The sequence below is a fragment of the Streptomyces cyaneus genome (genome assembly GCF_004028635.1).
Lineage (GTDB): Bacteria > Actinomycetota > Actinomycetes > Streptomycetales > Streptomycetaceae > Streptomyces > Streptomyces cyaneus.
In genome coordinates this window covers 322,463-347,650 of sequence record NZ_RQJW01000009.1, presented here as the reverse complement: position 1 = coordinate 347,650, position 25,188 = coordinate 322,463, and the positions used below count along the sequence as shown (strand labels likewise).

At 69.8% G+C, this 25,188-nt stretch carries 25 protein-coding genes; 13 read left to right on the top strand and 12 right to left on the bottom strand.

The features are described from left to right. The first annotated feature begins 17 nt into the window (after positions 1-17). The 5 genes from EHO50_RS31940 to EHO50_RS31920 all read left to right on the top strand — a co-directional run bounded on the left by EHO50_RS31940 (position 18) and on the right by EHO50_RS31920 (position 5,072). On the top strand, positions 18-953 hold the full coding sequence (locus EHO50_RS31940; RefSeq protein WP_126395108.1) for a coiled-coil domain-containing protein: 936 nt from the start codon (positions 18-20) through the stop codon (positions 951-953). A gap of 86 nt (positions 954-1,039) precedes the next feature. Continuing rightward, positions 1,040-1,999: an ABC transporter ATP-binding protein gene (locus EHO50_RS31935; protein ID WP_164904999.1), complete on the top strand. Its 960-nt coding sequence runs from the start codon at positions 1,040-1,042 to the stop codon at positions 1,997-1,999. Positions 2,000-2,001: 2 nt separating this feature from the next. Continuing rightward, positions 2,002-2,772: an ABC transporter permease gene (locus tag EHO50_RS31930; protein WP_164904998.1), complete on the top strand. Its 771-nt coding sequence runs from the start codon at positions 2,002-2,004 to the stop codon at positions 2,770-2,772. A gap of 153 nt (positions 2,773-2,925) precedes the next feature. Beyond that, a complete protein-coding gene (locus EHO50_RS31925; protein ID WP_128434702.1) occupies positions 2,926-4,206 on the top strand; it encodes an ABC transporter ATP-binding protein in 1,281 nt (426 codons plus the stop codon). Next, on the top strand, positions 4,203-5,072 hold the full coding sequence (locus tag EHO50_RS31920) for an ABC transporter permease (protein WP_128434701.1): 870 nt from the start codon (positions 4,203-4,205) through the stop codon (positions 5,070-5,072). Before EHO50_RS31925 ends, EHO50_RS31920 begins: the two co-directional genes overlap by 4 nt. A gap of 19 nt (positions 5,073-5,091) precedes the next feature. Here the strand turns inward: EHO50_RS31920 and EHO50_RS31915 are convergent, their stop codons facing one another. Then, the gene (locus tag EHO50_RS31915) at positions 5,092-5,433 is read right to left on the bottom strand and encodes an ATP/GTP-binding protein (protein ID WP_128434700.1); all 342 of its coding nucleotides are present in this window, start codon (positions 5,431-5,433) and stop codon (positions 5,092-5,094) included. Positions 5,434-5,656: 223 nt separating this feature from the next. Here EHO50_RS31915 and EHO50_RS31910 point away from each other — a divergent pair, with 223 nt between their 5' ends. Then, positions 5,657-6,685, top strand: coding sequence for an LLM class flavin-dependent oxidoreductase (locus tag EHO50_RS31910; RefSeq protein ID WP_128434699.1), 1,029 nt, complete (start codon positions 5,657-5,659; stop codon positions 6,683-6,685). Positions 6,686-6,810: 125 nt separating this feature from the next. Here the strand turns inward: EHO50_RS31910 and EHO50_RS31905 are convergent, their stop codons facing one another. Next, entirely contained in the window at positions 6,811-7,203 is a 393-nt protein-coding gene (locus EHO50_RS31905) for an SCO5389 family protein (RefSeq protein WP_128434698.1), read from the bottom strand. Positions 7,204-7,468: 265 nt separating this feature from the next. Between EHO50_RS31905 and nucS the strand changes: the two genes are divergently transcribed. Beyond that, a complete protein-coding gene (gene nucS / locus EHO50_RS31900) occupies positions 7,469-8,140 on the top strand; it encodes an endonuclease NucS (RefSeq protein WP_164904997.1) in 672 nt (223 codons plus the stop codon). 95 nt (positions 8,141-8,235) lie between these two features. Here nucS and EHO50_RS31895 read toward each other — a convergent pair whose 3' ends face one another. From EHO50_RS31895 to EHO50_RS31880, 4 genes are all read right to left on the bottom strand, one after another. Further along, positions 8,236-10,797 carry an ATP-binding protein gene (locus EHO50_RS31895; RefSeq protein ID WP_128434697.1) on the bottom strand — a complete coding sequence of 854 codons (2,562 nt, stop codon included), beginning with the start codon at positions 10,795-10,797 and terminating at the stop codon, positions 8,236-8,238. A gap of 262 nt (positions 10,798-11,059) precedes the next feature. Then, a complete protein-coding gene (locus tag EHO50_RS31890; RefSeq protein WP_030046661.1) occupies positions 11,060-11,383 on the bottom strand; it encodes an STAS domain-containing protein in 324 nt (107 codons plus the stop codon). Between the two features lie 201 nt (positions 11,384-11,584). After that, on the bottom strand, positions 11,585-12,433 hold the full coding sequence (locus EHO50_RS31885) for a 3-hydroxyacyl-CoA dehydrogenase family protein (RefSeq protein WP_048582924.1): 849 nt from the start codon (positions 12,431-12,433) through the stop codon (positions 11,585-11,587). Positions 12,434-12,570: 137 nt separating this feature from the next. Next, positions 12,571-13,212 (bottom strand): TetR/AcrR family transcriptional regulator, encoded by a 642-nt coding sequence (locus EHO50_RS31880; RefSeq protein WP_128434696.1) that lies wholly within the window; start codon positions 13,210-13,212, stop codon positions 12,571-12,573. A gap of 80 nt (positions 13,213-13,292) precedes the next feature. Between EHO50_RS31880 and EHO50_RS31875 the strand changes: the two genes are divergently transcribed. Genes EHO50_RS31875 through EHO50_RS31865 form a run of 3 tightly spaced genes read left to right on the top strand, consistent with a single transcriptional unit; the run spans position 13,293 to position 15,423 of the window. Next, positions 13,293-14,075, top strand: coding sequence for an ABC transporter ATP-binding protein (locus EHO50_RS31875; protein WP_128434695.1), 783 nt, complete (start codon positions 13,293-13,295; stop codon positions 14,073-14,075). 12 nt (positions 14,076-14,087) lie between these two features. Then, complete coding sequence (locus tag EHO50_RS31870; protein ID WP_128434694.1) at positions 14,088-14,837, top strand: ABC transporter permease; 750 nt, start codon at positions 14,088-14,090, stop codon at positions 14,835-14,837. A gap of 13 nt (positions 14,838-14,850) precedes the next feature. Beyond that, positions 14,851-15,423, top strand: a complete 573-nt coding sequence (locus tag EHO50_RS31865; protein WP_128434693.1) for a cob(I)yrinic acid a,c-diamide adenosyltransferase — start codon at positions 14,851-14,853, stop codon at positions 15,421-15,423. A gap of 60 nt (positions 15,424-15,483) precedes the next feature. Here EHO50_RS31865 and EHO50_RS31860 read toward each other — a convergent pair whose 3' ends face one another. Then, entirely contained in the window at positions 15,484-16,071 is a 588-nt protein-coding gene (locus EHO50_RS31860; protein ID WP_128434692.1) for a hypothetical protein, read from the bottom strand. A gap of 152 nt (positions 16,072-16,223) precedes the next feature. Between EHO50_RS31860 and EHO50_RS31855 the strand changes: the two genes are divergently transcribed. From EHO50_RS31855 to EHO50_RS31845, 3 genes are all read left to right on the top strand, one after another. Further along, positions 16,224-17,414, top strand: coding sequence for a sensor histidine kinase (locus EHO50_RS31855; RefSeq protein ID WP_246101612.1), 1,191 nt, complete (start codon positions 16,224-16,226; stop codon positions 17,412-17,414). Then, positions 17,411-18,052, top strand: coding sequence for a response regulator (locus tag EHO50_RS31850; RefSeq protein ID WP_128434690.1), 642 nt, complete (start codon positions 17,411-17,413; stop codon positions 18,050-18,052). The genes EHO50_RS31855 and EHO50_RS31850 overlap by 4 nt, the downstream gene beginning before the upstream one ends. A gap of 131 nt (positions 18,053-18,183) precedes the next feature. Then, positions 18,184-20,007 carry a glycoside hydrolase family 18 chitinase gene (locus EHO50_RS31845; protein WP_128434689.1) on the top strand — a complete coding sequence of 608 codons (1,824 nt, stop codon included), beginning with the start codon at positions 18,184-18,186 and terminating at the stop codon, positions 20,005-20,007. Between the two features lie 36 nt (positions 20,008-20,043). On the opposite strand, the gene EHO50_RS31840 is transcribed toward EHO50_RS31845, so the two are convergent. The 5 genes from EHO50_RS31840 to atpA form a co-directional block, all read right to left on the bottom strand. Continuing rightward, positions 20,044-20,490, bottom strand: a complete 447-nt coding sequence (locus EHO50_RS31840; RefSeq protein ID WP_062709764.1) for a DUF2550 domain-containing protein — start codon at positions 20,488-20,490, stop codon at positions 20,044-20,046. A 162-nt stretch (positions 20,491-20,652) separates the two neighbouring features. Continuing rightward, positions 20,653-21,027: a F0F1 ATP synthase subunit epsilon gene (locus EHO50_RS31835; protein WP_128434688.1), complete on the bottom strand. Its 375-nt coding sequence runs from the start codon at positions 21,025-21,027 to the stop codon at positions 20,653-20,655. Positions 21,028-21,158: 131 nt separating this feature from the next. Further along, on the bottom strand, positions 21,159-22,595 hold the full coding sequence (gene atpD / locus EHO50_RS31830) for a F0F1 ATP synthase subunit beta (RefSeq protein ID WP_128434687.1): 1,437 nt from the start codon (positions 22,593-22,595) through the stop codon (positions 21,159-21,161). After that, positions 22,595-23,509, bottom strand: coding sequence for a F0F1 ATP synthase subunit gamma (locus EHO50_RS31825; RefSeq protein ID WP_128434686.1), 915 nt, complete (start codon positions 23,507-23,509; stop codon positions 22,595-22,597). The genes atpD and EHO50_RS31825 overlap by 1 nt, the downstream gene beginning before the upstream one ends. Positions 23,510-23,530: 21 nt before the next feature. Next, on the bottom strand, positions 23,531-25,138 hold the full coding sequence (gene atpA / locus EHO50_RS31820) for a F0F1 ATP synthase subunit alpha (protein WP_128434685.1): 1,608 nt from the start codon (positions 25,136-25,138) through the stop codon (positions 23,531-23,533). Between the last annotated feature and the right edge of the window lie 50 nt (positions 25,139-25,188).

Here is a 25,188-nt window from a genome sequence, read left to right as displayed (position 1 = left end):
CATTCGACAGGAACCCCATGAGCGACACTTCCCCCTACGGCTTCGAGCTTGTGCGGCGTGGGTACGACCGCGCTCAGGTGGACGAACGAATCTCCAAGCTCGTCTCCGACCGTGACAGCGCTCTCGCCCGCATCACCGCTCTGGAAAAGCGCATCGAGGAGCTCCACCTCGAAACGCAGAACGCCCAGGCCCAGGTAACCGACGCAGAGCCGTCGTACGCCGGTCTCGGCGCGCGTGTCGAGAAGATCCTCCGCCTCGCCGAGGAAGAGGCAAAGGATCTGCGCGAGGAGGCCCGCCGCGCCGCCGAGCAGCACCGCGAGCTCGCCGAGTCGGCGGCCCAGCAGGTTCGCAACGACGCAGAATCGTTCGCTGCGGAGCGCAAGGCCAAGGCCGAGGACGAAGGCGTCCGGATCGTCGAGAAGGCCAAGAGCGACGCCTCGCAGCTGCGTGCCGAGGCGCAGAAGGACGCGCAGTCCAAGCGTGAGGAGGCGGACGCTCTCTTCGAGGAGACCCGTGCCAAGGCCGCGCAGGCCGCCGCCGACTTCGAGACGAACCTCGCCAAGCGCCGCGAGCAGTCCGAGCGCGACCTGGCGTCTCGTCAGGCCAAGGCCGAGAAGCGCCTCGCGGAGATCGAGCACCGCGCGGAGCAGCTCCGCCTGGAGGCCGAGAAGCTGCGCACCGACGCCGAGCGCCGCGCCCGCCAGACGGTGGAGACGGCTCAGCGTCAGGCCGAGGACATCGTGGCCGACGCCAACGCCAAGGCCGACCGGATCCGTTCGGAATCCGAGCGCGAGCTCGCGGCTCTCACCAACCGCCGCGACTCGATCAACGCTCAGCTGACGAACGTCCGCGAGATGCTGGCGACCCTCACGGGCGCCGCGGTGGCCGCCGCCGGCACCCCGGCCGAGGACGAGCCGATCTCCCGCGGGGTTCCCGCCCAGCAGACCCGGTAACGATCCGGCACACGTCTGCTGAATTTTGGCAAAGCCCTCTGCCACTGGGGTGGCAGAGGGCTTTGTCCCGTTTTAGCGTGGGCGGCATGATCGAGCTCGAGGGGCTGACCAAGCGGTACGGCGAGAAGGTGGCGGTCAACAACCTCACCTTCACCGTCAGACCCGGCATCGTCACCGGATTCCTCGGCCCCAACGGCGCCGGGAAGTCCACGACCATGCGGATGGTCCTCGGCCTCGACCACCCCACCGCCGGCGATGTCCGTATCGACGGCAAGCACTACGACCAGCTCAAGGACCCGCTGACCTACATCGGCGCCCTGCTGGAGGCGAAGGCCTGGCACGGCGGGCGCAGCGCCTACAACCACCTGCTGTGCCTCGCGCAGAGCAACGGCATTCCGCAGCAACGGGTGCGGGAGGTGCTGGAGACGGTGGGTCTCACGGCGGTCGCGCGCAAGAAGACCAAGGGCTTCTCGATGGGCATGGGGCAGCGGCTCGGCATTGCGGGCGCGCTGCTGGGCGATCCGCGGATCCTGATGTTCGACGAGCCGGTCAACGGGCTCGACCCCGAGGGCATCCACTGGATCCGCAACCTGATGAAATCCCTTGCCTCTCAGGGCCGTACGGTCTTCGTCTCCTCGCACCTCATGAGCGAGATGGCGCTGACCGCCGACCACCTCGTCGTGATCGGCCAGGGCCGGCTGCTCGCCGACACGTCCATGGCCGACTTCATCGCACGGAACTCGAAGTCGTACGTCCGGATCCGCACCCCGCAGCGGGAGCTGCTGCTCGACGTGCTGCACACGGCCGGGATCACGGCCGTGGAGACGGGCAACGGCACGCTCGAGGTCGACGGCGGCAAGGCGGAGCAGATCGGGGAGCTGGCGGCGCGGCACGGGGTGGTGCTGCATGAGCTGAGTTCGCAACAGGCCTCGCTGGAGGAGGCATTCATGCAGCTGACCGCGGAGTCGGTGGAGTACCACGCGCACTCCGGGGCGCCGCCCGCGGAGCAGCAGAGGCCCTGGGGCGAAGGCTGGAGGAGGAGCTGAACATGGCAGCCACCCAGGTGATCCGCTCCGAGTGGACCAAGATCCGGTCCGTGGCCTCCACCGTGTGGACGCTCTCCCTCTCCGTGGTGGTCACGATCGCCCTCGGCATGCTGATCTCGGCCCTGTCGAAGAACGAGTTCGACAACATGAGCCGACGCGACCAGCTGTCCTTCGACCCGACCTTCGTCAGCTTCGCCGGGATGACCCTCGGTCAGCTCGCGATGATCGTGTTCGGAGTGCTCGTCGTCTCGAACGAGTACAGCACCGGCATGATCCGCACCTCGCTGGCCGCCGTGCCGCGGCGCGGCACCTTCCTGTTCAGCAAGATCGCGGTGGCGACCGGCCTCGCGCTGGTCGTCGGCATGGCCACCAGCTTCGTCACCTTCTTCCTCGGGCAGGCGATGCTCGGCGAGCACAAGGCGGCCATCGGCGACCCCGGCGTGCTGCGGGCGGTGATCGGCGGCGGGCTCTACATGACCCTGATCGCGATGTTCTCGATGGGCGTCGCCGCGATGCTGCGCTCACCGATGCTGTCGCTGGGCATCCTGATGCCGTTCTTCTTCCTGATCTCGAACATCCTGGGCAACGTCCCGGCCACCGAGAAGATCGGCCGCTATCTGCCCGACCAGGCCGGCAGCAAGATCATGCAGGTGGTCGCCCCGATCGACGACGACACCCCGTACGGCCCCTGGGGCGGGCTCGGCATCATGGCGCTCTGGGTGATCGCGGCGCTCGCGGGCGGATACGTCACGCTCAAGAAGAGGGACGCCTAGCGAGAGGCCCGGGACGGTCGGCGCACGCCCGAGGTCACCGTCGGCGCGAGGTTTTACTCGCCCTTGGGTGGAACCGTCAGCGCCTCGGTATCCTCCTAACCCTTACGGGGGGCGTGTGCCCCGCTGTCCTGAACCTTTCGATGGGTGCGGAGCATGATCGAGGCAGTCGGCCTGACCAAGCGCTACGGCGACAAGACCGCTGTGTACAACTTGTCCTTCCAGGTGCGGCCCGGTGCCGTCACCGGCTTCCTGGGCCCCAACGGCTCGGGCAAGTCGACGACGATGCGGATGATCCTCGGCCTGGACAACCCGACCGCGGGGCAGGTGACGATCGGCGGCTATCCGTACCGCAGGCTGCCCAACGCCCCCCGCCAGGTCGGCGCCCTGCTGGACGCCAAGGCCGTGCACGGTGGCCGGGCCGCCCGCAACCACCTGCTGTCCCTGGCCCAGCTGTCCGGCATCCCGGCCCGGCGGGTGGACGAGGTGCTGGGCGTGGTCGGCCTCCAGGACGTGGCCAGGAGGCGCTCCAAGGGCTTCTCGCTCGGCATGGGCCAGCGGCTCGGCATCGCCGCCGCGCTGCTGGGCGACCCCCAGGTGCTGCTGTTCGACGAGCCGGTCAACGGCCTCGACCCCGAGGGCATCCTCTGGGTGCGCAACCTGATGAAGTCGCTGGCGGCCGAGGGCCGGACGGTCTTCGTCTCCTCGCACCTCATGAGCGAGATGGCGCTGACCGCCGACCACCTGATCGTCATCGGCCGCGGCCAGCTGCTCGCCGACATGAGCGTCAAGGACTTCATCGCCGCGAACTCCGCCGGCTTCGCCCGGGTCCGTACGCCGGACACCGAGCCGCAGCTGCGCGAGAAGCTGTCGTCCGCGCTCACCGAGGCGGGCGGGCATGTGCTGCCCGAGCAGGACGGCGCGCTCAGGGTGACCGGGCTGCCGCTCCCCCGCATCAGCGACCTCGCGCACGACTGCGACGTACGGCTGTGGGAGCTGTCGCCGCACCAGGCCTCGCTGGAGGAGGCGTACATGCGGATGACGCAGGGCGCGGTCGACTACCGCTCGACGGTCGACCAGAAGGCAGGGCTGATGCAGCAGCTGCCGCCGGGCGCGCAGCCGCCGATGCCGGTCCCGGGTCAGGGCCAGCCCGGCTGGTACGCCCCGCCGCCACCCGAGCAGGGCGGGCAGCCGTTCGCCGCACCGCAGGGCCAACAGCCGGGCCCGCAGGGGGCGTACGGCGCCTCGGCGGCGCCTGGCGCGGGGATGCCCAACCCGTACGCGCAGACGGCCCCCCAGGCGCCTCAGGCGGCCCCGGCTCCGGCGGCCCCGGCGCAGCCCGCGCCCCCGGCCCCGCAGAGCCCCGCCCAGCCGGCCCAGCCGCCCGCCGCACCCGCCACCCCTGCCGCCCCGACCAAGCCCGAGGACGCCCGATGAGCACGCCCCAGCCCCCGATGCCGCAGACCGCCGCACCGAACTGGCAGGCGGCACCCGGCTCGTCGTACCCCACCTACACCTCGCCGATCCCTGTCGTGCGCACGCACCTCGGGCACGCGCTCACCTCGGAGTGGACGAAGATCCGCTCGGTGCGCTCCACGATGTGGACGCTCGGCGTGTTCGTGCTGCTCGTCGTCGGCCTCGGCCTGGCGACCGCCGCGCTGGTCGCCGGCAACTCCTCGGACGGCAGCCTGAACAACGAGAACCCGCTGTCGTTCGGCGTCTTCGGGCTGCTGCTCGGCAGCATGTGCATCATCACGCTCGGCGTGCTGACCACCGCCTCGGAGTACGGCACCGGCATGATCCGAACCACGATGACCGCGTGCCCGAGCCGCGGCCGTGTGCTGGCGGCGAAGGCGATCGTGTTCTTCGTGGTCGCGTTCGTGGTGACGCTGGCGTCGGCCCTCCTCGTCGCCCTCGTGGACGTGGCCATGCTGGACGCGCGGGAGCCCACCGGCCAGGAGTGGCTGAAGGGCACGGTCGGCATCTCGCTCTACATCGCGCTGCTCGGCCTGCTCTCGCTCGTCGTCGGCTCGATCATCCGGCACTCGGCGGGCGCGATCACGATCATGATCGGCCTCGTGCTGGCACCGCTGGTCATCGCGCTGTTCATGTTCGCGGAGTCGCTGCAGGACCTGCAGCAGGCCCTGTTCGAGTACTCGATCCCGAACCAGCTCAGCGTGTTCTACTCCCAGTCCCTGAGCGACTCCGGCCCGTCCGGCTGGGACCCGCTGTGGATCATGCTCGGCGTGACGGCCGCCGCGTTCGCCGGCGCCTACGGCCTGCTGGAGAAGCGGGACGTCTGAGCCGGTCCGGCCAGAACCTCTAGAACTTCGGCGCGTTACGGGACCGCTGCACCCGCGTGGTGCGGCGGTCCTTCGCGTTCCAGCACGCCTTGTGCCAGTGCCGGCGGTCGTCGACGCCCGCGTGGTCCGGCCAGGCGACCACGTGCGGGACGCCGTCCGGGATCAGCTGGTCGCAACCCGGGCAGCGGTACGCCTTGCCCTGCGCGCTCGCGCCCGCCACATGCCGTACGTTCCAGTCCTCGCCCTGCCAGCGCTCGGCCGACTGCCAGCCGCCGTAGCGGCCGGGGCGGTCGTCCTCGGCGCTGCGTCCGGACGAGGCAGCGCCGTTAGGGCCGTTGGGTCGGTTGCGACGCGGGGACACGGAACACCTCTCGGGGCTATACAGGATGCCGGGGTCATGTCCAGCCTACGCGGCGCGGACAGGGGTATCCGTACAGAACCAACCCCCACAAGTCCCTCGCTCCGGCGCTCGATTCTGCAGACAATCCGCAAATCTCTTCGCCAAGCCGTGTCCTCGGCACGTGTCAGACGGTTATGCCCGGTGGGGGAGCTCCGCGTCGGAGCCAAGGAAGCAGGAAAAGGCAATGCACGTAGGAAGTTTCGTGTTGGCGGCCCGGTTCCCGGGGCAGGGCGACGGGGAGGCGCTGCACCGCGCGGTCCGCTCCGCCGAGGTCGCCGAGGAAGCGGGGCTCGACACGGTCTGGCTGGCCGAGCACCACTTCGTGCCGTACGGCACCTGTCCGTCCGCGATCACGCTGGCCGCGTTACTGCTCGGCCGCACCCAGCGCCTGCGGGTCGGCACGGCGGTCAGCGTGCTGCCCACCGCGCACCCGGTCGCCCTCGGCGAGCAGGCCGCGCTGCTGCACATCACCTCCGGCGGGCGGTTCTCGCTGGGCGTGGGGCGCGGTGGGCCGTGGGTCGACCTGGAAGTGTTCGGCTCGGGTCTGCGGGCGTACGAGGAGGGGTTCCCGGAATCACTCGATCTGCTCATGCGCTGGCTGCGTGAGCCCTCGGTCGCGGCCGCCGGGGACCGCTTCGGTTTCCGTGAAGTCCCCGTCGTACCAAGGCCGTCGGAGTGCCTCACGGGCGTCGAGGGGCCCGAGGTCGTCGTCGCGTGCACCTCGCCGGCGAGCGTGCGCCTCGCGGCCGAGCGCGGGCTGCCGATGCTGCTGGGGATGCATGTGGGCGACGAGGAGAAGGCCGAGATGGTCGCCCTGTGGCGGGAGCACGCCCGCGCGGCCGGGCGTCCGGCGGACGAGATCCATGGCGCGGCCCATGTCTCGGCCGGCGTCTGCCAGATCGCGGACCGGCGCACGGACGCGGTCGAGACCCTGACGAAGGCGATGCCGGGCTGGCTGCGGCAGGGCCTGGAGGCCCATGTGACGGTGGACGGCCGCCATCGCGCGATGCGCGACCCGCTGGCGTACACCGAACTGCTCTGCGGGCTGCACCCCGTGGGCACCCCGCGCCTGTGCGCCGACCGCCTGGCGGCGACCAGCGAACGGACCGGCATCTCCCGCTTCGCCCTGCTCGTCGAGGGCTCGGGCGACCTGGCGGCGACCGAGGAGAACGTACGGCGGCTGGGCGCCGAAGTACTGCCGCACCTCGGCTGAACCGCCCCGCCGAGGATGCACGGCTGTGTCACGTCGTCCGAGCGCCCGGGCCGCCAGAAGGGCTTGCCGCCCCAGTACTGAATGCACCTCCCGCGTAAGGAGCGGCAAGCAAGCGGGTCACTGCGTCAGCAGTCCCTGAATTCCGGGGACTGGTTCAGCACCTGACTGCGGACCGAAGTGAAGCGGGCATGCGTCTCGTCGACCGAGGCGTCAAGCGGGAACACCGCCACCCGGTGGCAGTTCTGGAAGGCCAGTCGCACCCCGAAGTGCCGCTGCAGCGCGCCGCGTATCGCGTCACTCGCAAGCGCACGCAGCAACTGGCCACGTGCCTGCTCGTCCGGCGGGGGCGTCTGGTTGTCGGCGAACTGACCGCCGTCGACCTTCAGCTGAGCCACCAGGGAGCTGATCATCTCCCATGCATAAGGCAGGGAGGTCCGGACGCAGTCGACGAAGACGGCTTCGTCGACCTCGCCTCGCTCGGCCTGTTCGAGTAGGGCCGGTGAGACGTCGAGCGACATGGGTTCTCCTCTCGCACCCCCGCAGCAGCAGGGGTTGCCGGACAGATAGGGGAGTTCGCGATATCGGACACTCTGCGTACACGCCTCGCGACCTCCCGTTTAATACGGTAGGCAACAGACGGTGACGGCACCAGGAGATTGCGTACATGGGCCGTCCTCGTTAGGCACACAATCGGCCAGAAATGAACAGGGGCAGTCCGGGGTCATACGGACTCCCCCAGGGCGAATCGCGTCGACACCGGCCCGTCGAGTAGCGTTGCCGACCATGCGTCTCGTCATTGCCCGATGCTCCGTCGACTACGCGGGCCGGCTCACCGCCCACCTGCCCTCGGCGCCCCGTCTGATCCTGGTCAAGGCGGACGGCAGCGTCTCCATCCACGCGGATGACCGGGCCTACAAGCCCCTGAACTGGATGTCGCCGCCCTGCACCCTGAAGGAGGGGGACGGCGAGCAGAAGGACGTCTGGACGGTCACCAACAAGGGGGGCGAGAAGCTCATCATCACGATGGAGGAGATCCTCCACGACTCCTCGCACGAACTCGGCGTGGATCCTGGCCTGATCAAGGACGGCGTGGAAGCGCACCTCCAGGAACTCCTCGCCGACCGCATCGAAACGCTCGGCGAGGGCTACACCCTCATCCGCCGCGAGTACATGACGGCCATCGGGCCGGTCGACATCCTGTGCCGGGACGCCGAGGGCCAGACGGTCGCGGTCGAGATCAAGCGGCGCGGCGAGATCGACGGTGTGGAGCAGCTCACGCGCTATCTGGAGTTGCTGAACCGGGATCCCCATCTCGCACCGGTCCGGGGCATCTTCGCGGCGCAGGAGATCAAGCCCCAGGCCCGGGTCCTGGCGACGGACCGCGGCATCGGCTGCCAGGTGCTGGACTACGACGCGATGCGCGGGATCGAGGACGACAAGTTGCGGTTGTTCTGACCACCGCTTGGCAGTTCTTGGCAGTACTTGACCGTTCTACGACGGTGAGGGCCGGGTCCGATGGACGGACCCGGCCCTCTTGTCTTGATCAGCGGTCAGATTACGGCGTCCGAGCTGCTCGGCGCCCCCGCCTCGCTCGTCTCCGGCGCGCTTGCGGAGGTGCTCGCGGGGGCGCTGGAGGCTGGGCCGCTGGCCGAGTCGGAGGTGGACGGCGACGTGGTCGGCGGCTCGCTGGTCGGCGGCTCCGACGTCGGTGGCTCCGTGGTCGGCGGTTCGGACGTGGGCGGGTTGGACGTGGGCGGGTTGGACGTCGGGGGCCTCGAAGTCGGCGGCCGCGTCGTCGACGACGGCGGCTTCGTCGGCGTGTTCGAGGAGCCGCCGCCCGAGCCCTGCGTACCGGTCGGGTCGTCCGACGGCCCCGCCGACTCAGTCGGTGTCGGATCGTCCGACGTGCCGTACGTGCCGTCGGGGCCCGGATCCGTCGGGCGGCTCGTCGCCGTACCCGTGTCGCCGGAACCCTTGTTGTCGTCGCCCTCCGCCTTGTCGGCGCCGAGACTGTCGTCGCCGACCCCTTGGCTGGCGGACGGGTTGACGCCGACCTGGGTGGACGGGGTGTTGGGGTCGTTGTCGGAGGTCGCGCCGAGCGTCACCACCGTGCCGAGCACGGCCACGAGCAGCGCGCCCGAGCCAGCCGCGACGAGGTTGCGCCGGGCGAAGCCCCGCACCCCGCTACGGCCCTTGTGCGAGGTCGCCGAGGACGACGGCGCCGCGGGCACCGACGCCCGGTGGGTGACCAGCGTCGTGCCGTCCCCGCCGAGCTGGAAGGCGGCGGCCGGCACTCCTCCTGGCGGCGACTGCGACTCCTCGTACCGCGCGTCCGACACCTCCTCCCCGGCCGTGGCACCGAACGCGGCCACCCCCGGAGTCGTACCGGAGCGGTCCGAGACCAGCGCGAGGGCGCGGCGGCCCGCGACCGTGCCGCGCTTGTCGGCGAGGGCGCCGCGCAGGCCGATGGAGGTCTCCAGCTCGGCGCGGGCCCGGTCCAGCCGGCCGTTGCAGAGCGCGAGGATGCCCAACTCGTGGTGGAAATAGGCCTGTTCGGATACGTCACCGGCGAGGCGGGCGGCCTCGGCACCGGCTCGCAGCGCCCGCTCCCAGGCGCTCCAGTGCAGCCCCGCGGCGAACGCGGGCGCGGCCGTACGGGCCAGCTGCACGGTGGGGCTCTCCTCGCCCTCGGCGGGCGGCGTCGTACCCGGCACGAGCACCCCGAGGGCGGCGAGCACGGCGTCCGCCTCGGCGCACACGCGCTCCGGCGTGACCGAGGGGTGCCCCGTCCACCAGGCGTAGTGCCGGGCGGCGCTGAGGGCGCCGTCCTGGACGTCCTCGGCGTATCCGACGGCCTCCAGCTGGGCCTGTACGCCGGCGGCGAGCCGGTAGCGGGAGCCGACCGGCGAGACCAACCCGCAGTCGGTCAGCTCGCCCAGCGCGGCGTCCGCGTGGGTGTCACCGACCAGTGCGGGCAGATGGGCCTGGTGCGGCACCTCGCCGCCGAGCGCGACGGCGAACTTCAGGGTGGCGCGGGCCGAGGCGCTCAGCCGCGAGGCGAGCAGCGGCGCCGGGCCGGCCGCCTCGCCGAGCGACGGCAGCGGCACCTCCTCGCCGCCGGTCTCGCCGCCGAACGGCGCCTCGAAGGGCGCGTCGACGGGGGCCGCGTCCTCGAAGACCCCGTACTCGTCGACGGCGTCCACCCCGGCCCGCAGCAGGTCCCGCTGCCGCAGCAGCGCCCCGGCCTGGACGAACCGCAGCGGCAGGCCCTCCGACTCGAACCACAGGTCGCCCGCCCAGTTCAACTCGTCCTCGGTGAGGACCCGGCCGACGCCGCGCTCCAGGAGCTCCACGCTCGCGGCACGGTCGAGCCCGCCGAGGACGACGTCCTCCATGCCGGAATCGGCGGACGGCGCGGGCACATCGGGCGTGGCGCCGATCACGAAGGCGCACTCGGGGGTCGCGTCCAGCAGCTCGTCGAGCGCGGCGCCGCCGAACTCGATGTCGTCCAGGACGACGACCGCGCCGATCTCACGGACGAAGGTGAGCAGTTCGTCCTGTTCCGGGCGGTGCAAGGGGGCGCTGTAGACGGCGTAGAAGAGGTCGTACAGCAGATCGGCGGGCGTGCGGTGGAAGCCGGTGAGGCGGACCACGCCGTCGGGGGCGAGGTCCGCGCAGTCCTCGGCGACGAGGTCGAGGAGGCTGGTGCGGCCGGCGCCCGGGGAGCCGACGAGGCGTACGGAGCGGCCGCGGGCGAGCAGCCGTACCAGCTGTTCGCGCTCCTCCTGGCGGGCCAGCAGCGGCTCGGCGGGCCGGGTCGGGCCGGGCGGGACGGGCGGCTTGGCGGCGCGGTCGACCTCGGCGCGGTCGGCCGGGCCCAGTTTCTCGGGCCGCGCGGGACGCTCCGCCGACGGGCAGACCTCTATCTCGCTGCCGTCGACGGGGTTGACGGTGAGCAGGAAGTCGCCCGAGACCAGTTGCGCCGTGCGGGCAAGTGCGGGCGTGTGCTGTCCGAAGTCGGTTGTGAGGGGATCCCTGGGCGGGCGCTGGCGCGAGGCCTGGCCGTCGCCGTCGTGTCCGTACTCCTCGGGTCCCCGGTTGTTCGGGTCCATAGCTTCAAGCCCCCCAAAAGCGTCGTGTGCTGCGGGTCCTGGCCCCTCCCGGCCTTTGCACACCGCGCTGTCGCTTCTGGTCCGGGCCCGCTCGAAGGGGTTAGTTCTGGCCGGCGGGCAGCCGAACCCTAAACCTTCGCACAGTATCTACGACAGGTCGGGGTACCGCGCCGTCCGAGACATCACAGTCTCGTGAGGATTGTGCCCGTCGTACGCTTCGCAGACGGAACGCCCGACTGTCCGGCCCCACCCGTGCCGGGGGTCACACCCGGGGCAGGGACTCCACCCCGATGCCGCCCTCGATCGCCAGGATCCGGTGCAGCCGGGTGGCCACCAGCAGGCGCTGCATCTGCGGCGGTACACCGCGCAGCACCAGGCGCCGGCCGCAGCGGCCGGCCCGCCGGTGGGCCCCCATGATCACCCCGAGTCCGGTGGCGTCCCAGGAGTCCAGCTCGGACAGGTCGAGCACCAGATCGCCGACTCCGTCGTCGACGGCCGAGTGCAGGACCGTACGGGCGTCCGCCGCGCTGCGGACGTCGAGGACGCCCCCGACGACCAGTTCGGCGTGGTCGCCCCTGATGTGCATATGCGCTCCCCAAGCGTGCGTTAGTGCTCCGCGATGCGTTGCCTGTGCTTGTGCCTGTGTTTGCTATGAGTCTTCGCTGTGACGGGTGATGCAACCTCTGACTGCGTTGAGCGGTCAGAGGTTGCCGTCTGTAAGCGAACCGATACCGAATTCACCCCATCGCGTGATGCGCGCAGGGGCTGTGCGGTGGTCTACGAAACCTCAGTAGCTGTAAAAGCCTTGCCCGCTCTTGCGGCCGATGTCACCCGCGTCCACCATCCGGCGCATCAGCTCCGGCGGGGCGAACTTCTCGTCCTGGGACTCGGTGTAGATGTTGCTGGTGGCGTGCAGCAGGATGTCGACGCCGGTGAGGTCCGCCGTGGCGAGCGGACCCATGGCGTGGCCGAAGCCCAGCTTGCAGGCGAGGTCGATGTCCTCGGCGGTGGCGACGCCCGACTCGTACAGCTTGGCGGCCTCGACGACGAGGGCCGAGATGAGCCGGGTCGTCACGAAGCCGGCGACATCCCGGTTCACGACGATGCAGGTCTTGCCGACGGACTCGGCGAACTCCCGCGCGGTGGCGAGGGTTTCGTCACTCGTCTTGTAGCCGCGGACCAGCTCGCACAGCTGCATCATCGGGACCGGCGAGAAGAAGTGCACGCCCACGACCCGCTCGGGGCGCTCGGTGGCCGCCGCGATCTTGGTGATCGGGATGGCGGAGGTGTTGGAGGCGAGCACGGTGTCGTCCCGCACGATCTTGTCGAGCGCGCGGAAGATCTCGTGCTTGACCTCGAGCTTCTCGAAGACGGCCTCGACGACGACGTCCGCGTCGGCGACGGCGTCCAGGTCGGTGGTCGCGGTGATCCGGGCGAGGGCGGCATCGGCGTCGTGCGCCTCCAGCTTGCCCTTGCTGACGAACTTGTCGTACGACGCCTTGATGCCGTCGGTGCCACGCTTGAGTGCCTCGTCGGTGACGTCCCTGAGGACGACGTCCCAGCCCGCCTGCGCGGAGACCTGGGCGATCCCGGAACCCATCAAGCCGGCGCCGATGACGGCAAGCTTCCGTGCCACTGTTGTGACTCCCCTTTGAAACGCCTTACACCCTGTTTAGGTTGCCTCTTCGGCGGACCTTAGCGGTCGTGAGGGACTGTGTGACCGGTTAGTAACGCGAGTCACGTCTCATCTGACGGACATCACACCGGCACGGGTCATTGAGCGCCTCGGACGGCGTAGTTGAGCACCTTCTCGCTCAACAGCTCCTCGATGTCGTCGAGAAGCACGAGCACCTCACGTGACACTTCGTCCGGATTGCGCCCCTTGAGCATCTCGCGGCCGACGGTGACGAAGACCGTCTGATGGCACCAGGAGAGCTGACCCGCGATCAGCCCCGGCAGCGGGTCGCCGTCGGGCGCGCCGGCCTCCTCGCGAAGGGTGGCTTCGAGGTGGTCGTGGATCTCCTGCTGGAGGCTCCACAGCCTCGATCGCAGCGGCGGCGCCTCGTGGATGACGCGCATGAAGCGGTCGTAGCCCGCCATGAGGCCGATCCGGGGCGAGACCGCCTCGACCTCGGCGCGCAGCTCGCGCAGCACGGCCCGGGCGGCCGACTCCCCCTCGTCCCGGGCGCGCACCCAGCGGGAGAGCTGCTCGACGACGCCGGCGGAGCGGTCGAAGAAGAGGTCCTCCTTCGCCGGGAAGTAGTTGTAGACGGTGTTCACGGAGACATCCGCGGCCTCCGCCACCTCCGCGATGGTCACCGTCACAAACCCGTGCTCCAGGAACAGCCCGGTGGCGATGTCCGAGATGCGCTGCCGCGTCTCGCGCTTCTTCCGCTCCCTGAGCCCCTCAGCCATGGTCCACATCCTAGCTTCGCTGGGCCCTCTTAAACTTTGGGGTCATTGCAAAATTTAAGGGACTCTGTTTTTCTGGGGTCATGCCAATCATCAGTACGGCCGGACTGGCCCGTACCTTCCAGACCAAGCTCGGCCCGGTCCAGGCCGTGCGCGGCATCGACCTTGCCGTCCGCGAGGGCGAGATCCTCGGCTTCCTGGGCCCGAACGGGGCAGGCAAGACGACGACCCTGCGGATGCTGACGACTTTGCTGGCGCCCACCGGGGGCGCGGCCACCGTGGCGGGCTGCGACCTGGCCACCGACCCGGCCGGAGTGCGCCGGGCGTGCGGCTACGTGGCCCAGTCGGGCGGGGTCGATCCGCAGATCACCGTGCGGGAGGAACTCGTCACCCAGGGCCGCCTGTACCGCCTGACCAAGACCCAGGCGACCGAGCGCGCCGAGGAGTTGGCCCGCGATCTGGGCCTGACCGACCTCCTCGACCGCAAGGCGGGCGCCCTCTCCGGCGGGCAGCGGCGCCGCCTCGACATCGCGATGGCGCTCACGCACCGCCCGAAGGTCCTGTTCCTCGACGAGCCGACGACCGGCCTCGACCCCGGCAGCCGAGCCGACCTGTGGGACCTGATCCGGCGCCTGCGCGACGAGCACGGCACGACCGTCTTCCTGACCACGCACTACCTCGACGAGGCCGACGCCCTCTCCGACCGCCTGGTGATCGTCGACAAGGGCGTGGTCGTGGCGGAGGGCACACCGAGCGCGCTGAAGCTGCAGTACGGCGGCTCGATCGACGCCTCACTGCAGGACACGTTCCTCGCCATCACCGGCCGCAGCGCCACGCAGGCCGACGCCGCCCCCGTAGCCGTATAGGAATCCCCGAAGATGCTGCTTCATGACACCGCGCTGATCTACGGCCGCTATCTGCGCCAGTCCCTGCGCTCCCGCTTCGCCCTGCTCTTCGGCGTGCTGATGCCGCTGCTGTATCTGCTCTTCTTCGGTCCGCTGCTGACGGATCTGCCGCTGGGCGACGAGGGCAGCTCGTGGCAGGTGCTGGTGCCCGGGCTGCTGCTGCAACTCGGCTTGTTCGGGGCGTCGTTCGCGGGCTTCTCGATCATCATCGAGAAGGGCCAGGGCGTGGTGGAGCGGATGCGGGTGACGCCCGTCAGCCGCCTCGCGCTGCTGCTGGGACGCGTCCTGCGCGACGCCACCGTGTTCGTCTTCCAGGCGGTGCTGCTGGTGCTGGCGGCGCTGGTGATGGGGCTGCGGGTTCCCCTGCCCGGCGTGCTGATCGGCTTCGCGTTCGTCGCGCTGCTGACGGTGTCGCTGGCCTCGCTGTCGTACGCGCTCGCCATGAAGGTCCGCACACCGCAGGAGTTCGGCCCGGCGATCAACGCCATGACGATGCCGATGATGCTGCTGTCGGGCCTGATGCTGCCGATGACGCTGGGGCCGACGTGGCTGGACGTCCTCTCGCACTTCGTGCCGTTCCGCTATCTGGTGGACGCGGTGCGGGACGCGTACATCGGCTCGTACGCGACGGCGCACATGCTGTACGGCGTCCTGGTCGCCCTCGCCTTCACCGCACTGGCCGTGACGGTCGGCACACGCGTGTTCCGAACCGCCGGAGCGTAACTACGCTGGCCACATGGTCAATCTGACGCGCATCTACACCAGGACCGGCGACCAGGGCACCACCGCCCTCGGCGACATGAGCCGGGTCGCCAAGACCGATCTGCGGATCTCGGCGTACGCCGACGCCAACGAGGCGAACGCGGTGATCGGCACGGCGATCGCACTGGGCGGGCTGGCGCAGGAGGTCGTCAAGGTCCTCACCCGGGTGCAGAACGACCTGTTCGACGTAGGTGCGGACCTGTCGACGCCGGTGGTGGAGAACCCGGAGTTCCCGCCGCTGCGGGTCGAGCAGTTCTACATCGACAAGCTGGAGGCGGACTGCGACCACTTCAACGAGCAGCTGGAGAAGCTGCGGTCCTTCATCCTCCCGGGTGGCACGCCGGGCGCGGCCCTGCTGCACCAGGCCTGCACGGTCGTACGCCGGGCGGAGCGCTCGACGTGGGCGGCGCTGGAGGTGCACGGCGAGGTGATGAACCCGTTGACCGCGACCTACCTCAACCGCCTGTCCGACCTCCTGTTCATCCTCGCGAGGACCGCGAACAAGGAGGTCGGGGACGTGCTGTGGGTGCCGGGCGGGGAGCGCTAGCCGCTCCGCGGGAGTGCCGGCGCACACCCATGCAGCCCCGCACCGCTTTCGTCGCCGGGCTCATGACCGGACATGCTCCTTGTCGGCCGTGTGCCGGGGCTCCTCCTCGGCGCCGGCGGGGGCCTTCTTCGGCCAGATCCAGTACCCCAGGGCGATCAGGCCGTAGATGCCGACCGTGCGGATCGCCACCCACTGGAAGGCCCGCAGGGAGCTGACGTCCCCCGAGTCGCCCACGTACCAGACCGCGAGTTGGAGCAGCCCGAGGGCCACCGCTCCCCCGACCACTGCCCGCAGCCACAGCTTCGCCTCGTGCCGGGCACGGGCGCGACCGTAGCGGGGCGGCTTCTGCGGGGGCGGGGCGCCGCCCAGGCGGTGGGCGGCGTGGCCGTCGAGCCAGCGGATCGTGTAGTGGCCGAAGGCGACGGTGTAGCCGATGTAGAGCGCCGCCACGCCGTGCTCCCAGCTCGGCTCGGCGCCGTTCTTCAGGTCGATCGCCGTCGCGACGAACAGGACGAGCTCCAGCACCGGCTCGCACAGCAGCAGCACCACGCTGGTGCGGCGCCATTTCAGCAGGTAGCGGACGGCCAGGCCCAGGGCCAGCAGCACCCAGAAGCCCACCTCACAGGCGATGATGAGGGCGACGATCACAACATGCTCCCTTCGGTCACCCTTCCAGGCTCCCGGCGGCCACGGCCCCTTTCGTCGTCGGCGGTGACGAAACCGCCGTACATCGAAAGATGCAGTCCAGGACCCTCCCCCGGAATCAGGCGTCGGCCACGGCCACCGTGTTGGATGGAGTCATGGCCCTCCCCCGCCCGCACCGCTTCGACGTGTACGTCGCCATCGGCGGGCTGCTCGGCGGCCTGCTGCTGTTGGGCGTCGGTCTGGGCACGCGGACCGCCAAGGACCCGATCACGCTCTTCGACGGCCCCTGGCCGATCCTGGTGCCGCTGACCGTGATGGCCGGCTGCGAGCTGCTGCGTCGCACGGCCCCCCGCGCAGCCCTGCTGATCGGCACGCCCGCGATCTGCGCGGACGTCTTCACCCAGGGCAACCTGGCCACGATCCTGATGTTCACCGACATCATCTACGCGGCCGTGCTGTACGGCCCGCTCGCCTCGGCCCGCCGTACCCAGTGGATCACCGGTCTGCTCACGGTGGCCGCGACGCTGGTGCCGTTCGCGGTGTGGCGCGTCCCGGAGGCGCTGCTGATCGGCGTGGGGGTCGGTGTCGTGGCGTACGGCCCCGCCGCCACCGGCTGGATCGTGCGCAACCACCGCGACGCCGCCGAGGCCGCCCGGCTGCGCGCCGAACAGACCGCACTGCTGGCCGAGATGGACCGCGCCCAGGCCGTCACCTCGGAACGCGCCCGCATGGCACGCGAGTTGCACGACATGGTCGCCAACCATCTCTCCGCGATCGCCATCCACTCCACGGCCGCGCTCTCCCTCGACGACCCGAAGACCTCCCGGGAGGCCCTCACGGTCATCCGGGAGAACAGCGTCGAAGGGCTCGCCGAGATGCGCCGGCTCATCGGCATCCTGCGCGACTCCAGCGGCGACACCGAGCCCGTCGCCGCTCCCACGCTCGACGGCCTCGACGCCCTGGTCGACGGCGCCCGCACCAACGGCCTCGACGTCACCCTCGACACCTCCTGCGCCGCCGTCCCCGCCCCGGTCGAGCTCGCCGCCTACCGCATCGTCCAGGAGTCCCTGACCAACGCCCTCAAACACGCCTCCCCCGGCCGGGTCAGGGTCGCGCTGGCCCACCGGGACGGCTGCCTCACCGTCTCCGTGACCAGCCCGTTCGGTGGCGAGCGCGAGGGGCCCCGCGCGCCCGGCTCGGGTGCCGGGCTGGTCGGGATGCGGGAGCGGGTCGCGCTGCTGGGCGGCGATTTCGAGGCCGGCCCCGTGCAGGACCCGGACTCGATCGACGGCAAGATCTGGGCCGTACGGGCCACGCTTCCCGTGACCGAAGGAGACAGAGAATGATCCGCGTCCTGGTCGCCGAGGACCAGTCCGCCGTGCGCGCCGGGCTGGTCCTCATCCTGCGCAGCGCCCCCGACATCGAGGTCGTCGGCGAGGCGGCGGACGGCGAGCAGGCGGTGGCCATGGCACGCGAACTGCGGCCCGACCTGGTGCTGATGGACATTCAGATGCCCCGCCTGGACGGGGTGTCGGCGACACGGCAGGTCGTCGCCGAGCGGCTGGCCGACGTGCTCGTGCTCACCACCTTCGACCTCGACGAGTACGTGTTCGGGGCGTTGCGGGCCGGGGCCGCGGGGTTCCTGCTGAAGAACACGGAGGCGAGGGACCTGATCGAGGCCGTCCAGACCGTGGCGCGCGGCGAGGGACTCATCGCCCCGGCCGTCACCCGGCGCCTGATCGCCGAGTTCGCCGCGAAGCCGGTGCGCGAGACGACGGCCGACCCGTCCGTCCTGGACAGTCTCACCCGCCGCGAGCGCGAGGTGCTGGCCTGCCTCGGGGAGGGGTTGTCCAACGCCGACATCGCGAGCCGGCTCGACATGGCCGAGGCGACGGTGAAGACGCACGTCAGCCGCCTGCTGGGGAAGCTGGAGCTGCGGAGCCGGGTCCAAGCGGCCGTACTGGCGCAGGAGTTGGGCATCTAGGGGTTCGGGGCTCCAGCACTCACGAGAGTGGTCCAGACCTATTGACCCGTGGTCCAGACCTTTCTATTCTCGCGGCACCGTGGGCGTGAAGGCTCAGTCACGCCCCCAACTCCCCAACAAGGAGGCGCAGCATGCGCTTCAGACACAGAGCCGCGGCAGGGTTCGCGACCCTGTTGCTCCCCTTCGCCGGCCTGGTCGGCCTCGCGAGCCCCGCCGAGGCCGCGACGTCCGCCACCGCCACCTACGCCAAGACGCAGGACTGGGGCTCCGGCTTTGAGGGCAAGTGGACGGTGAAGAACACCGGCACGACCTCCCTCAGCTCCTGGACGGTCGAGTGGGACTTCCCCTCCGGCACATCCGTCACCTCCGCCTGGGACGCCGACGTCACCTCCTCCGGCACCCACTGGACCGCCAAGAACAAGTCCTGGAACGGCACCCTCGCCCCCGGCGCCTCCGTCACCTTCGGCTTCAACGGCAGCGGCTCCGGCTCCCCCGCGAACTGCAAGCTGAACGGCGGCAGCTGCGACGGCGGCAGCGTCCCCGGCGACAACCCGCCGTCCGCCCCCGGCACGCCCACCGCCTCCGACATCACCAACACCTCGGTGAAGCTGAGCTGGTCGGCCGCCACCGACGACAACGGCGTCAAGAACTACGACGTCCTGCGCGACGGCGCCAAGGTCGCGACGGTGACGACCACCTCGTACTCGGACACCGGCCTGAGCGCCGGCACCGACTACTCCTACACCGTCCAGGCACGCGACAGCGCCGACCAGACCGGTCCGGTCAGCGGCGCCCGCGCGGTGCGCACCACGGGCAGCACCACGGAACCGCCCCCGACCGGCGACAAGGTCAAGCTCGGCTACTTCACCGAGTGGGGCGTCTACGGCCGCAACTACCACGTCAAGAACCTGGTGACGTCCGGCTCCGCGTCGAAGATCACCCACATCAACTACGCGTTCGGCAACGTCAAGAACGGCCAGTGCACCGTCGACGACACCTACGCCGCCTACGACAAGGCCTACACCGCCGACCAGTCCGTCAGCGGCACCGCCGACACCTGGGACCAGCCGCTGCGCGGCAACTTCAACCAGCTGCGCCAGCTGAAGGCCAAGTACCCGCACATCAAGGTGCTGTACTCCTTCGGCGGCTGGACCTACTCCGGCGGCTTCGGCCAAGCGGCGGCCAACGCCGCAGCCTTCGCCAAGTCCTGCAAGGCCGTGGTCGAGGACCCGCGCTGGGCCGACGTCTTCGACGGCATCGACATCGACTGGGAGTACCCGAACGCCTGCGGCCTGACCTGCGACACCTCCGGCGCCGCGGCCTTCAAGAACCTCTCGCAGGCACTGCGTGCCGAGTTCGGCTCGAACTACCTGATCACCGCCGCCATCACGGCCGACGCCTCGTCCGGCGGCAAGATCGACGCGGCCGACTACGGCGGCGCCGCCCAGTACCTCGACTGGTACAACGTGATGACGTACGACTACTTCGGCGCCTGGGACAAGACCGGCCCGACCGCCCCGCACTCGCCGCTCACGTCGTACTCCGGCATCCCGAAGGAGGGCTTCAACTCCGCCGCCGCCATAGCCAAGCTCAAGGCCAAGGGCGTCCCGGCGAGCAAGCTGCTGCTCGGCATCGGCTTCTACGGCCGCGGCTGGACCGGCGTCACCCAGTCCGCCCCCGGCGGCACGGCCACCGGCCCGGCGACCGGCACCTACGAGGCGGGCATCGAGGACTACAAGGTCCTCAAGAACTCCTGCCCGGCCACCGGCACCGTCGCCGGCACGGCGTACGCGCACTGCGGCAGCAACTGGTGGTCGTACGACACTCCCGCCACCATCGGTACGAAGATGGCGTGGGCCAAGACCCAGGGGCTCGGTGGCGCATTCTTCTGGGAGTTCAGCGGTGACAGCAGCAACGGCGAGCTGGTGAGCGCCATCAACAGCGGGCTGTCGTAAGGAAATCCAAAGGGCCGTTCAAGGGGTTGAAGACCCCTAGGCGACATTGACGCGCTGACCGGGCGGGGCTGCCTCCAGCCACGCGAGGAAACCGGTCAGCGCGTCTTCGCTCATGGCGAGTTCGAGGCGCGTTCCCCGGTGCAGACAGGTGAGGATCACCGCGTCGGAGAGCAGCGCCAGCTCCTCCTCGCCGTCGGGGACCCGGCGGCCGGCCACCTCGATCGCGGAGCGCTCCAGGATGCGGCGCGGGCGATAGGCGTAGGAGAAGACGCGGTACCACTCGATGCGGTCGCCGTTGTAGCGGGCGACGCCGTAGCTCCAGCCCTTGCCGCTGGTGTCGGGTTTCTCCGGCACGTCCCAGCGCAGGGAACAGTCGAATGTGCCGCCGGAGCGCTGGATGAGCCTGCGGCGCAGGCCGAAGACGAACAGCCCCAGCACCACGAGGGCGACAACGATTCCGCACACAGTCAGAGCGAGGACCATCGACACCGACCTCCTCGTCTCCTAGGTAACGGAACGGAAAAAACTTCCATATCTGCCTCAGCCGCGACCGGCACCGGATTGCTCCGGTCCCAGCCGCGGCTGAGTGACGTCGTCGCGTGCACTGTCCCAGAGCCTAAGGGCCCTGGGCGGTACCCCCAGGGGTCAGCGCGTCGTCGCCGCCCGCAGGCGGACCTCCGCGCGGCGCTCGGCGGAGGCGTCGTCATCCGACTTGGCGCGCTCCAGTGCCCGCTCCGCGCGCTGGACGTCGATCTCGTCCGACAGCTCGGCGATCTCGGCCAGCAGCGACAGCTTGTCGTCCGCGAACGAGATGAATCCGCCGTGCACCGCGGCAATGACGGTTCCACCGTCACTCGTACGGATGGTCACCGGGCCCGACTCCAGCACACCGAGCAGCGGCTGGTGACCGGGCATGACGCCGATGTCGCCGGACGTGGTGCGCGCGACGACCAGGGTGGCCTGGCCCGACCAGACCTCACGGTCGGCGGCGACCAGCGCGACGTGCAGCTCAGCAGCCAAGGGTGGCTCCTCGGGTCACCACCCGGCGGTTCTGCCGGGTGTTGGTTACAAGTCTAGTAGGCGTGACAGAGGGGGCGGGACGTGCCCCGCCCCCTCGCCAAGAGCACAAGGCTCAAAAGAGCACCGGTGCGTCAGGAGACGCCCAGCTCCTTCGCGTTCTTCTTGAGGTCCTCGAGACCACCGCACATGAAGAACGCCTGCTCCGGGAAGTGGTCGAACTCACCGTCGCAGATCGAGTTGAACGCGGAGATCGACTCGTCCAGCGGCACGTCCGAGCCGTCCACACCGGTGAACTGCTTGGCGACGTGCGTGTTCTGGGACAGGAAGCGCTCGACGCGGCGGGCACGCTGGACGACCAGCTTGTCCTCCTCGCTGAGCTCGTCGATACCGAGGATCGCGATGATGTCCTGGAGGTCCTTGTACTTCTGCAGGATCCCCTTGACGCGCATCGCGGTGTTGTAGTGGTCCTGCGCGATGTAGCGCGGGTCCAGGATCCGGGACGTGGAGTCCAGCGGGTCCACGGCCGGGTAGATGCCCTTCTCGGAGATCGGACGGGACAGCACCGTCGTCGCGTCGAGGTGGGCGAAGGTGGTGGCCGGGGCCGGGTCGGTCAGGTCGTCCGCGGGGACGTAGATCGCCTGCATCGAGGTGATCGAGTGACCACGGGTCGAGGTGATGCGCTCCTGGAGGAGACCCATCTCGTCGGCCAGGTTCGGCTGGTAACCCACCGCGGAGGGCATACGGCCGAGCAGGGTCGACACCTCGGAACCGGCCTGCGTGAAGCGGAAGATGTTGTCGATGAAGAACAGCACGTCCTGCTTCTGGACGTCACGGAAGTACTCGGCCATGGTGAGGCCGGCCAGCGCGACGCGCAGACGGGTGCCCGGGGGCTCGTCCATCTGACCGAAGACCAGCGCGGTCTTGTCGATGACGCCGGACTCGCTCATCTCGTCGATGAGGTCGTTGCCCTCACGGGTGCGCTCACCGACACCGGCGAACACCGACACACCGTCGTGGTTGTTGGCGACGCGGTAGATCATCTCCTGGATGAGCACCGTCTTGCCGACGCCGGCACCGCCGAACAGACCGATCTTTCCACCCTTGACGTACGGGGTGAGAAGGTCGATGACCTTGACGCCGGTCTCGAACATCTCGGTCTTCGACTCGAGCTCGTCGAAGTTCGGGGCCTTGCGGTGGATGGACCAGCGCTCGCCGTCGTACTTCTCGTCGACGTTCAGCACCTCACCGAGGGTGTTGAACACCTTGCCCTTGGTGAAGTCGCCGACCGGGACGGTGATGCCCGTGCCCGTGTCGGTGACGGCGGCCTGGCGGACCAGACCGTCGGTGGGCTGCATGGAGATGGTGCGGACCAGGCCGTCACCCAGGTGCTGGGCGACCTCCAGGGTCAGGATCTTCTTCTCGCCCGCGTTCGCCGGGTCGGCGACCTCGACGTGGAGGGCGTTGTAGATCTCCGGCATCGCGTCGACGGGGAACTCCACGTCGACGACCGGGCCGATGACCCGGGCGACGCGGCCCGTGGCCGTCGCGGTCTCAACAGTGGTGGTCATTATCGGTCACTCCCCGCGGTCGCGTCGGCCAGGGCACTGGAGCCACCGACGATCTCGCTGATTTCCTGGGTGATTTCGGCCTGGCGGGCCGCGTTGGCAAGTCGGGAGAGCGTGTTGATCAGCTCGCCCGCGTTGTCGGTGGCCGACTTCATCGCGCGCCGCGTGGCGGCGTGCTTGGAGGCGGCCGACTGGAGCAGCGCGTTGTAGATACGGCTCTCCACATAGCGCGGCAGCAGGGCGTCGAGGACGTCCTCCGCCGAGGGCTCGAAGTCGTACAGCGGAAGGATCTCGCCCTTCGGCCTCTCCTCCGCGATCTCTTCGATGCTCAGCGGCAGCATGCGCGCGTCGAGCGCCTGCTGGGTCATCATCGAGACGAACTCGGTGTAGACGATGTGGAGCTCGTCCACGCCGCCCTCGGCCGTCGCCGTCTCGATCGCCTCGATCAGCGGAGCCGCGACCTTCTTGGCGTCCGCGTACGTGGGCTCGTCGGTGAAGCCGGTCCACGACTCCGCGATCTTGCGCTCACGGAAGTTGTAGTGCGCCACACCACGGCGGCCGACGATGTACACGTCGACCTCCTTGCCCTCGCGCTCCAGGCGCTCGGTCAGCTGCTCCGCCGCCTTGATGGCGTTGGAGTTGAAGGCGCCGGCCAGACCGCGGTCGCTCGTCAGGAGCAGCACCGCGGACCGCGTGACCGTCTCGGCCTGCGTGGTCAGCGGGTGCTTGGTGTTCGAGCCGGTGCCGACCGCCGTGACCGCGCGGGTGAGCTCGGTCGCGTACGGCGTGGAGGCCGCCACCTTGCGCTGCGCCTTGACGACGCGCGAGGCGGCGATCATCTCCATCGCCTTCGTGATCTTCTTGGTCGCGGTGACGGATCGGATGCGACGCTTGTAGACCCGGAGCTGGGCTCCCATGAGTCAGGTCCCTTCCTTACGTCACTTGGAGGCGCTGGTCGCCTTCGGGGCGGCCGGAGCCTCTTCGCCGAGGAGCTTGCCGTCCGCGGTCTCGAACTGCTTCTTGAACTCCGCGATGGCGTCGGCGACGGCGCCGAGGGTGTCGTCCGACATCTTGCCGCCCTCCTTGATGGAGGTCATGAGGCCCTGCTCCTTGCGGTGCAGGTACTCCAGGAGCTCCTTCTCGAAGCGGCGGATGTCGACGACCGGCACGTCGTCCATCTTGCCGGTGGTGCCGGCCCAGACGGAGACGACCTGGTCCTCGGTGGACATCGGCTCGTACTGCGCCTGCTTCAGCAGCTCGACCATGCGCTGACCGCGCTCCAGCTGCGCCTTCGACGCGGCGTCCAGGTCGGAACCGAAGGCGGCGAACGCCTCCAGCTCACGGAACTGGGCGAGGTCGACGCGCAGACGACCGGAGACCTGCTTCATCGCCTTGTGCTGCGCGGAACCACCGACTCGGGAGACGGAGATACCGACGTTCAGCGCGGGGCGCTGACCGGCGTTGAACAGGTCCGACTCCAGGAAGCACTGGCCGTCGGTGATGGAGATGACGTTGGTCGGGATGAACGCCGAGACGTCGTTGGCCTTGGTCTCGACGATCGGCAGACCGGTCATCGAGCCCGCGCCCATCTCGTCGGAGAGCTTCGCGCAGCGCTCCAGCAGACGGGAGTGCAGGTAGAAGACGTCACCCGGGTAGGCCTCACGGCCCGGCGGGCGGCGCAGCAGCAGGGACACGGCGCGGTAGGCGTCGGCCTGCTTCGAGAGGTCGTCGAAGATGATGAGGACGTGCTTGCCCTCGTACATCCACTGCTGGCCGATGGCCGAACCGGTGTACGGCGCCAGGTACTTGAAGCCGGCCGGGTCGGACGCCGGGGCGGCGACGATGGTCGTGTACTCCAGCGCGCCGTTCTCCTCCAGCGCGCGGCGGACCGACGCGATCGTCGAGCCCTTCTGACCGATGGCGACGTAGATGCAGCGGACCTGCTTGTTCGGGTCGCCGGTGCGCCAGTTGTCGCGCTGGTTGATGATCGTGTCGACGGCCAGGGCGGTCTTGCCGGTCTGGCGGTCACCGATGATCAGCTGACGCTGGCCACGGCCGATCGGGGTCATCGCGTCGACGGCCTTGTAGCCGGTCTCCATCGGCTCGTGCACCGACTTACGGGCCATGACGCCCGGAGCCTGCAGCTCCAGGGCACGACGACCGCTGGTCTCGATCTCGCCGAGGCCGTCGATCGGGTTGCCGAGCGGGTCGACGACGCGGCCGAGGTAGCCCTCGCCGACGGCCACGGAGAGGACCTCACCGGTACGGGAGACCGGCTGACCCTCCTCGATGCCGCTGAACTCACCGAGGACGATGGCACCGATCTCGCGCTCCTCGAGGTTGAGGGCGAGGCCGAGGGTGCCGTCCTCGAACTTCAGCAGTTCGTTGGCCATGGCCGAGGGCAGACCCTCGACCTTCGCGATGCCGTCGCCGGCAAGGGTGACCGTACCGACCTCCTCGCGCGAGGCCGCGTCCGGCTTGTACGACTGGACGAACGTCTCCAGCGCGTCCCGGATCTCCTCCGGCCGGATCGTGAGCTCCGCCATCTGGGTTCCCTGCTCTCCTTGTTGGGCCCGAAGTTTCACTTTGGGGGTCT

Bases quoted from the DNA above. Each gene is read 5' to 3' on its own strand.
- nucS (WP_164904997.1), top strand. From the start codon at position 7,469: ATGCGTCTCGTCATTGCCCGATGCTCCGTCGACTACGCGGGCCGGCTC.
- EHO50_RS31920 (WP_128434701.1), top strand. From the start codon at position 4,203: ATGAGCACGCCCCAGCCCCCGATGCCGCAGACCGCCGCACCGAACTGG.
- atpD (WP_128434687.1), bottom strand. From the start codon at position 22,595: ATGACCACCACTGTTGAGACCGCGACGGCCACGGGCCGCGTCGCCCGG.
- EHO50_RS31910 (WP_128434699.1), top strand. From the start codon at position 5,657: ATGCACGTAGGAAGTTTCGTGTTGGCGGCCCGGTTCCCGGGGCAGGGC.
- EHO50_RS31845 (WP_128434689.1), top strand. From the start codon at position 18,184: ATGCGCTTCAGACACAGAGCCGCGGCAGGGTTCGCGACCCTGTTGCTC.
- EHO50_RS31880 (WP_128434696.1), bottom strand. From the start codon at position 13,212: ATGGCTGAGGGGCTCAGGGAGCGGAAGAAGCGCGAGACGCGGCAGCGC.
- EHO50_RS31850 (WP_128434690.1), top strand. From the start codon at position 17,411: ATGATCCGCGTCCTGGTCGCCGAGGACCAGTCCGCCGTGCGCGCCGGG.
- atpA (WP_128434685.1), bottom strand. From the start codon at position 25,138: ATGGCGGAGCTCACGATCCGGCCGGAGGAGATCCGGGACGCGCTGGAG.
- EHO50_RS31825 (WP_128434686.1), bottom strand. From the start codon at position 23,509: ATGGGAGCCCAGCTCCGGGTCTACAAGCGTCGCATCCGATCCGTCACC.
- EHO50_RS31870 (WP_128434694.1), top strand. From the start codon at position 14,088: ATGCTGCTTCATGACACCGCGCTGATCTACGGCCGCTATCTGCGCCAG.
- EHO50_RS31905 (WP_128434698.1), bottom strand. From the start codon at position 7,203: ATGTCGCTCGACGTCTCACCGGCCCTACTCGAACAGGCCGAGCGAGGC.
- EHO50_RS31930 (WP_164904998.1), top strand. From the start codon at position 2,002: ATGGCAGCCACCCAGGTGATCCGCTCCGAGTGGACCAAGATCCGGTCC.
- EHO50_RS31895 (WP_128434697.1), bottom strand. From the start codon at position 10,797: ATGGACCCGAACAACCGGGGACCCGAGGAGTACGGACACGACGGCGAC.
- EHO50_RS31865 (WP_128434693.1), top strand. From the start codon at position 14,851: ATGGTCAATCTGACGCGCATCTACACCAGGACCGGCGACCAGGGCACC.
- EHO50_RS31890 (WP_030046661.1), bottom strand. From the start codon at position 11,383: ATGCACATCAGGGGCGACCACGCCGAACTGGTCGTCGGGGGCGTCCTC.
- EHO50_RS31935 (WP_164904999.1), top strand. From the start codon at position 1,040: ATGATCGAGCTCGAGGGGCTGACCAAGCGGTACGGCGAGAAGGTGGCG.
- EHO50_RS31840 (WP_062709764.1), bottom strand. From the start codon at position 20,490: ATGGTCCTCGCTCTGACTGTGTGCGGAATCGTTGTCGCCCTCGTGGTG.
- EHO50_RS31940 (WP_126395108.1), top strand. From the start codon at position 18: ATGAGCGACACTTCCCCCTACGGCTTCGAGCTTGTGCGGCGTGGGTAC.
- EHO50_RS31925 (WP_128434702.1), top strand. From the start codon at position 2,926: ATGATCGAGGCAGTCGGCCTGACCAAGCGCTACGGCGACAAGACCGCT.
- EHO50_RS31855 (WP_246101612.1), top strand. From the start codon at position 16,224: ATGGCCCTCCCCCGCCCGCACCGCTTCGACGTGTACGTCGCCATCGGC.
- EHO50_RS31875 (WP_128434695.1), top strand. From the start codon at position 13,293: ATGCCAATCATCAGTACGGCCGGACTGGCCCGTACCTTCCAGACCAAG.